This window comes from Streptomyces calidiresistens (assembly GCF_014141525.1).
Classification (GTDB): Bacteria; Actinomycetota; Actinomycetes; order Streptomycetales; family Streptomycetaceae; genus Streptomyces; species Streptomyces calidiresistens.
Map to the genome: position 1 here is coordinate 1 of NZ_VKHS01000267.1, position 6,378 is coordinate 6,378.

Consider the following 6,378-nt stretch of genomic DNA (forward strand, 5'->3'; position numbering starts at 1 on the left):
CACCATGGTCATCCGCCCACGAAGACCGCGTCCCCTCCCCCTCTCCCGGCCACCTGCCGGGGACCGTCCCACCATGGATCCCGCCGGCCGGCGGGATCCATGGTGGGACAACGCACGGTTCGTCTCCGCCACGCTGATCGTGGTCCTCCACACGGTGGGCAGCGTCATGGCCCGTCACGAGGCGCTGCACGCCCTGCACGTGGCCACCTGGGCGCTGCGGGTACCCGCCTTCGTGATCCTGGCCGGCGTCTTCAGCTCCGCCGCCCCCCTCGACCCCCGCCGGGCGCGTGCGCTGATCGGCTCCATCCTGGTCCCGGCCGCGATCTTCAGCCTCCTGTTCTCCCTGGAGGTCCGGTTGCTGGGCGGGGAGTTCACCCTTCACGTCACCCAGCTGCCGTGGACCCTGTGGTTCCTGATGTCGCTGTTCTTCTGGAGACTGTTGCTGCCCCTGGTGGCCCAACTGCGCCACCCCCTGACGGTCACCACGGCGATGGCGTTGGCCGCCGGTTACGTGGAGGAACTGGGCCTGCCCTACTCCGCGAGCCGCACCGTCGTCTACCTGCCGCTCTTCTGGATCGGTTGGCGGATCGGGCAGGGCGCGCTGCGCGGATGGTTCACGAGTCCGCGAACGCTGTGGCCCGCCGTCGGCGGTCTGTCCGCGTCGATCGCCGTGGGGCTGTGGTGGCACCGGGAGATCCAGGGGAGATGGCTCTCCATGCGGCACCCGTACACGGCCGAGCCGCTGGGGTACGAATGGGCCTGGGTGATCCGGCTGGCGGTTCTGGCCCTCGCGGTGGGAACGGTGCTGTGCCTGCTGCGCCTGGTCCCCCGCCGTCGACTTCCGATCGTCACGGCCACCGGCGCGGCCGGCTTCACCGTCTACCTGTTGCACCCCCTGGTGATCCTTCCCTTCCGGGAGGCCGGCTGGATCGCCCGGGTGGACACACCGGCGGAACAGGTCGGACTGGTGCTGTGCGGGGTGGCGCTGACGCTGGTCCTGGGCTCCCCCCCGGTGCGTCGGCTCGCCCGCCCCCTGGTCCGGCCGCCGATCGACCGCCTCCTCGTCGACCGGGAGGGCCGGGGAGGGGGCCCGCGACGGACCGGGGACCCCGACCGCGTCGGGGGAACCACCGGTCCCCCCGGCGACGGCACCCCGGCGGCGGCGCCGCCCGGGACCGTCGTCCCGGTCGTCACCGCGGGGGCCGTGGACGGATCCCCCGCGACCCCCGCGGGCAACGGCGCCGCCTGAGATCCCGATCCCCCGCCCGCCCTTCCGTGCCCCGGGGCGGTACCGTGCGGCGGTGACACCGCGCCGGGGCGGCCGGCCGGTGCCGGCCTCGCGCACGGACACGGAGGATCGCATGGGTGAGCCGGGAATCGTCGAGCGGCTGGGAGCGGTGACCACCGCCCACCTGGCGGACGCCTGCCTGCGGGTGGGGGTCCCCGTACGGTGCGCCCCGGCCGGAACCCGTCCGGTGGTCCCGGGCACCCGGGTGGCGGGACGGGCGCTGCCGGCCCGGCACGCGGGCAGCGTGGACGTCTTCCTGGAGGCGTTCACCGGGGCGCTTCCGGGCGACGTCCTGGTCGTCGACAACGGCGGCCGAACGGACGAGGCGTGCGTCGGGGACCTGGTGGTCCTGGAGGCCCGGGCCGCCGGACTGGCCGGTGTCGTGGTGTGGGGACTGCACCGGGACACCGCCGACATCCGGGAGATCGGGCTGCCGGTCTTCAGCACCGGTTCGCTGCCCACCGGCCCGCTGTGGACGGACGGCCGCTCCCCCGTGGTCTCCTCCCCGCCGGAGACGGTGGACATCGGCGACTGGCCGGTGGGGCGGCACGACCTGGTGGTCGGTGACGACGACGGGGTGCTCTTCCTGCCCGCCGGACGGGCGGCGGAACTGCTCGCGGCGGCCGAGGCGGTTCGGGACGCCGAGCGACGGCAGGCGGACCGGATCCGGGCCGGGGTCACGCTGCGCGAGCAGGTGGGGTTCGACGCCTATCTCGCCGCCCGCCGGGAGTCGCCGGGTCACACCTTCCGGGAACACCTGCGATCGGTGGGGGGAGCCATCGAGGAATGAGCGGGCGCCGGTCCCGTCCGCCGTCGGCATCGACGGCGGACGGGACCGGGCGGCTCAGCCGGTGTTCTGCCGTCGGCCCCGGTGCAACCCCAACTCGTACGCGGTGACCGCGATCAGGGTGACCGCCACCAGGGGCAGCACGAACCACACCATCGCGGTGGTGAAGCCCTCCAGCGCGTCGTGCTGCGTGGCCGCCAGGACGACGAAGGTCGTGTAGGAGGCGTAGAGTGCCAGGAACAGCCCCCCCTCCCACCGTGCGACGACGAATCCGGTGAAGGCGATCGGCAGCAGCGCGACGGCCGCGGCGAGCATGAGGGGGATGTCCAGCGCGACCGCCGCGTCCGGCACCGGCAGACCGTCGGCCGAGAGAATGGCCGGCAGCCCCAGCACCAGGCCGATGTTGGCGATGTTGCTGCCCACCACGTTGCCCACCGCCAGATCCCGCTCCCCGCGCCGCACGGCGATGACGGAGACGGCGAGTTCGGGCAACGAGGTGCCGACGGCGACCACGGTCAGGCCCACCACCAGGCTGCTGACGCCGAAGGCGGTGGCGGTGTTGACGGCCCCCTCGACCAGGACGGTGGCCCCCGCCACCAGGAGCGCGACGCCGACCACCACGAACAGCAGCGACTTGGGCACCGAGACCTCACGGGAGTCCCCGGGCTCCGCGCCGGACGCGGCGGCCCGCCCCGCGGTCGGGACCGCGTCGCCCTCCGATCGGACGGCGGCACGTTCCGCGGCCGACTCCCGCCGGCTGACGAGGACGGTCATCACCGTGTAACCGATGAGGACGGTGAGCAGGATGATTCCGTCGAGGAGGCCGATGCCGCCGTCCAGGGACATCACCAGCAGCATGACCGACAGCAGCACCATGATCGGCAGATCGAGCCGTACCAGCCGTTGTTTGACCAGCAACGGCAGCACCAGGGCGGAGATGCCGAGGATGAGCAGCACGTTCGCGATGTTGCTGCCGACCACGTTGCCCACCGCCAGGCCGGGCTCGTCCCTCATGACGGCGCCGACCGTGACCGCCAGTTCGGGGGCGGAGGTGGCGGTGGAGACCACCGTGAGGCCGACCACGAGCGAGGAGATGCCGACCCGCGCGGCCAGGTTCGCCGCTCCCCGGACCAGCACCTCGCCGCCCACGGTGAGCAGGACGAGGCCGGCGATGATGCGTCCCACATCGAGAAGATCCATTGCCGCAGTCTATGGATCGTCCGACCCCGCGCGGGGGCGGTTCATCGTTCCGGTCGGTCCCCCCGCGCGGGGTCCGGTCGGGGCGGGGCGGGGAAGGTCCCCGGCACCGGCTCGACCCGGGCCCCGGGTCCGGCGTGGAGGAGGCCGCCCCGGGGGCAGTGGACGACACGGGGGGCGAAGCCCCGCCGTTCGGCCTCGTGGAGGAAGTCCGCGAGCGGGGACTTCATGACGGTGTACTCCTCGTAGTGGATCGGCAGGACCAGTGGAGGGTCGAGGAGTTCGATCAGGTCGTTGCCCAGGCGGCCGTCCATGGTGACCAGGAAGCCACCCGGCAACCGGGTGCCACCGAGGTGCAGGACCGCCAGGTGGATGTCCGGATGGCGTTCGGTGACCTCCCCGAGGCTCTCGATCGGGAGGGTGTCGCCGGAGATGTACATCCGCAGGTCCACACCGCCCGTGGCGGGTCCGAACTCCACCACGCTCCCCATCACGGGCGGCAGGAGGACCCGGAGGGCGCCCCGGGCATGGCGGCCGGGCACCGCGGTCACCCGCACCCGCGCCCCCCGGGCGACCAGGTCGCGACCGTGCCAGGTGGGCAACCCGACGGCCCGCGGGAAACGGTGCACCCGACGCAGCCAACGGGCCGCGTGCGGGGTGGTGAGCACCGGTACCCGGGGGTCCAGGTGGCGCCTGGCCGGCCGGTCCCAGTGATCGCCGTGCAGGTGGGAGAGGATGACGGCGTCGGGCCGCCGGGGGATCTCCCGGAGCGGGACGGCGGGATCGAGGAGTCGTCGCGACACCAGGCCGTATCCCAGATGCACGAACCGGCCCCCGTGGAGGAGGTTCGGGTCGGTCAGGAGGGTGAGGGAGCCGTACCGCAACACCATCGTGGCGTTGCCGACGAACCGGATCGCCACCCGACCCTTCGGCGGTTCCTCCGTCATCGTCCGTACCTCCGGGGCGTCGGGGATCGCGCGGAGGCCCCCGGGTGCCCCGTTTCCGGTCCGGTGAACCCCGTCGGGGCCGGCCGTCGCCCCGTTGCCGGCGAGGTCCCTCAGGGGTGGTCGTCGGTCGTGTCGGGGGCGTCCGGCCGCCCGGGGTCGGCCCCGGCCGGGCCCGGGGGCCCGGCCGGGCCCGGGGGCCCGGCCGGGATTTCCCCGACGAGCAGCCCGTGCCCCTCCCGGGAGCCGGTGTAGGCGGCGTCCCTGGCCCGCAGCAGCCGTTCGGGGGGCCGCAGCCCGGGCAGGCTGTTGCCGCGCAGGTCGAAACCGGGCGTGGCCCCGGTCGGCCCGCCGCGCGGCGGGCCGATGGTCAGCCATCCGAAGCCGCGCCAGGGCTCGTCGGCGGCCGCCGCGCACAGCAGCATCCGGGCCGGTGCCCCGCGCAGGGCGGCGCGCAGCGCGGCGAGGTCACCGGGGACCCGGCGGGGTTCGGTCTCCCGGGGAACGGCGGCCAGCACCCGGTCCCGGTCGCCGACGCGGTGGGCGAGAAGACTGGTGTACGGCCCGGCGAGGGCGTCGCGGCGCATCACGGGCACGTGGCGCAGCAGTCGGCCGGGACGGCTGGTGGTCAACAGGAGGTCCAGATGGCGGCCGGGGCCGGCGGCGTCGATCACCCGCAGCCCCAGGCCGAGGCCGTCGGGCAGCCACGGGGGCAACCCCAGGGCCCGTGACCAGCGCACGGTCACCGCGTACCGCCCCGCCTCGTCGAGCCAGGGCACCCCCCAGCGGGGGCCGCCGGCGGAGGTGCCGGGGATCTCCAGGGCACCGGGGCACAGCAGTCCGTCGGGATGCAGGGCCGGGGCGCGCCGCAGGCGGGCCACTTCCCGCGCCGGGGCCCGCAACCGCCCGGGACCGGCCCCGGTGTCGCCGGCGCCGTTCACCGCGGCCCCCGGAGGCCCCACCGGGACGACCGGGCGTCCCGTGTCCCCGCCGGCCCGGCCCCACCGATGTCAGTGCTCCGCCACCCGCTCATGCTCCGCCCTGCCCTTCCGGCGCCGGACGCGCCGTCGATCATGTCGCTCGGGTACCCCCGGGGCCGCCGGTGATGCGGGTCGGACGAGCCGTTCCGGGGTGCGGGGCGAAACGGATGGCCGCAGCATGGCCGGGGGGGGGAGCACGGACGACCGCCGGCGGAGACCGGTGACGAGGAGGTGGACGGCATGGGTGGGCGCCGCAAGCCGCGCAAGGGCGACCGGGTCGCATGGAGCAGTCACGGCGGGGAGGCCGTGGGGCGCGTCGAGGAGGAGATCACGGAGCGCACGGAGGCGGCGGGCCGCACCGTCGACGCCTCCCCCGACGACCCGCAGTACCGGGTGCGCAGCGAGAAGTCGGGGGGATCGGCCGTGCACCGGCCCGGGGCGCTGCGCCCGAAACCCGACCGCGGGTCCGGGGACGCCGGGAACGCCGGGAACGCCGACAAGGGGGGTGACTGACGATGTCCGGCGGGGAGACCGGGGAATTCCACGACCTGGTGAACATGACCGCCGGGGAATTGGAGGAGTGGCTGGACACCGAGGAGTCGGCCTCGGTGGGGCAGAAGGACGGGGGCGGGGAGTCCACCGGCCACGCCTCCGGACGGCGGATCGTGCAGATCCTGCGCACCCGGCGCGGTGACCTGGACGACGACGACCGGGCCCACATGCGGAAGGTGAGCGGCTACATCCGGCGCCACCTGGCCCAGCGTCCCTCGGGGAACGTGGAGGACAGCCGCTGGCGGCACTCCCTGATGAACTGGGGGCACGACCCGCTCAAGGAGTGAACCGCCGGCCGGGACCCGAGCGCGCCCCGGTGCTCCGGTGCCGGAGTTCCCGCCCGTGCCGGTGGCCGGGAAGATCGCCGAGCGGTTGGAGCCGAAGGCGGAGGCCGAGCGGTGGGGGAAGTGGCGGTCGTGTCGGTGCGGGAGATCCGGTGCCCACGGGTTCCGGTCGCCGCCGGCGCGGGGGGCGTCCGGGGCCCCGCCCGGAAGGCCGTTCGGCGGGGCGGGATCGCCCCGGGCCCCTGCGGGGCGCGCCGGGACGGGCACCTCGTCCGACGCGTCGCGGGATGCCGCGGCGGGCGGGGTGTGTCCCGTCCCCGGGCGAGCGCTTTCACCCCACCTGCAC

7 protein-coding genes are annotated in these 6,378 nt (G+C 74.9%); 4 read left to right on the forward strand and 3 right to left on the reverse strand.

The window, feature by feature from the left end:
* Window positions 1-4 precede the first annotated feature (4 nt).
* The gene (locus FOE67_RS12870) at window positions 5-1,249 is read left to right on the forward strand and encodes an acyltransferase family protein (protein WP_228473833.1); all 1,245 of its coding nucleotides are present in this window, start codon (window positions 5-7) and stop codon (window positions 1,247-1,249) included.
* Between the two features lie 112 nt (window positions 1,250-1,361).
* Window positions 1,362-2,078 carry an RraA family protein gene (locus FOE67_RS12875; protein WP_182663727.1) on the forward strand — a complete coding sequence of 239 codons (717 nt, stop codon included), beginning with the start codon at window positions 1,362-1,364 and terminating at the stop codon, window positions 2,076-2,078.
* A gap of 54 nt (window positions 2,079-2,132) precedes the next feature.
* On the opposite strand, the gene FOE67_RS12880 is transcribed toward FOE67_RS12875, so the two are convergent.
* The 3 genes from FOE67_RS12880 to FOE67_RS12890 form a co-directional block, all read right to left on the reverse strand.
* Entirely contained in the window at window positions 2,133-3,275 is a 1,143-nt protein-coding gene (locus FOE67_RS12880) for a calcium/sodium antiporter (protein ID WP_182663729.1), read from the reverse strand.
* Window positions 3,276-3,316: 41 nt separating this feature from the next.
* Window positions 3,317-4,219, reverse strand: coding sequence for an MBL fold metallo-hydrolase (locus FOE67_RS12885; RefSeq protein ID WP_182663731.1), 903 nt, complete (start codon window positions 4,217-4,219; stop codon window positions 3,317-3,319).
* A 110-nt stretch (window positions 4,220-4,329) separates the two neighbouring features.
* Window positions 4,330-5,157: a phosphodiesterase gene (locus tag FOE67_RS12890; RefSeq protein WP_182663733.1), complete on the reverse strand. Its 828-nt coding sequence runs from the start codon at window positions 5,155-5,157 to the stop codon at window positions 4,330-4,332.
* A 279-nt stretch (window positions 5,158-5,436) separates the two neighbouring features.
* On the opposite strand from FOE67_RS12890, the gene FOE67_RS12895 reads away from it, so the two are divergent.
* Both FOE67_RS12895 and FOE67_RS12900 read left to right on the forward strand, forming a co-directional pair.
* Window positions 5,437-5,709: a hypervirulence associated TUDOR domain-containing protein gene (locus FOE67_RS12895; RefSeq protein ID WP_182663737.1), complete on the forward strand. Its 273-nt coding sequence runs from the start codon at window positions 5,437-5,439 to the stop codon at window positions 5,707-5,709.
* A gap of 2 nt (window positions 5,710-5,711) precedes the next feature.
* Window positions 5,712-6,035: a DUF3140 domain-containing protein gene (locus tag FOE67_RS12900; RefSeq protein ID WP_182663735.1), complete on the forward strand. Its 324-nt coding sequence runs from the start codon at window positions 5,712-5,714 to the stop codon at window positions 6,033-6,035.
* Window positions 6,036-6,378 lie beyond the last annotated feature (343 nt).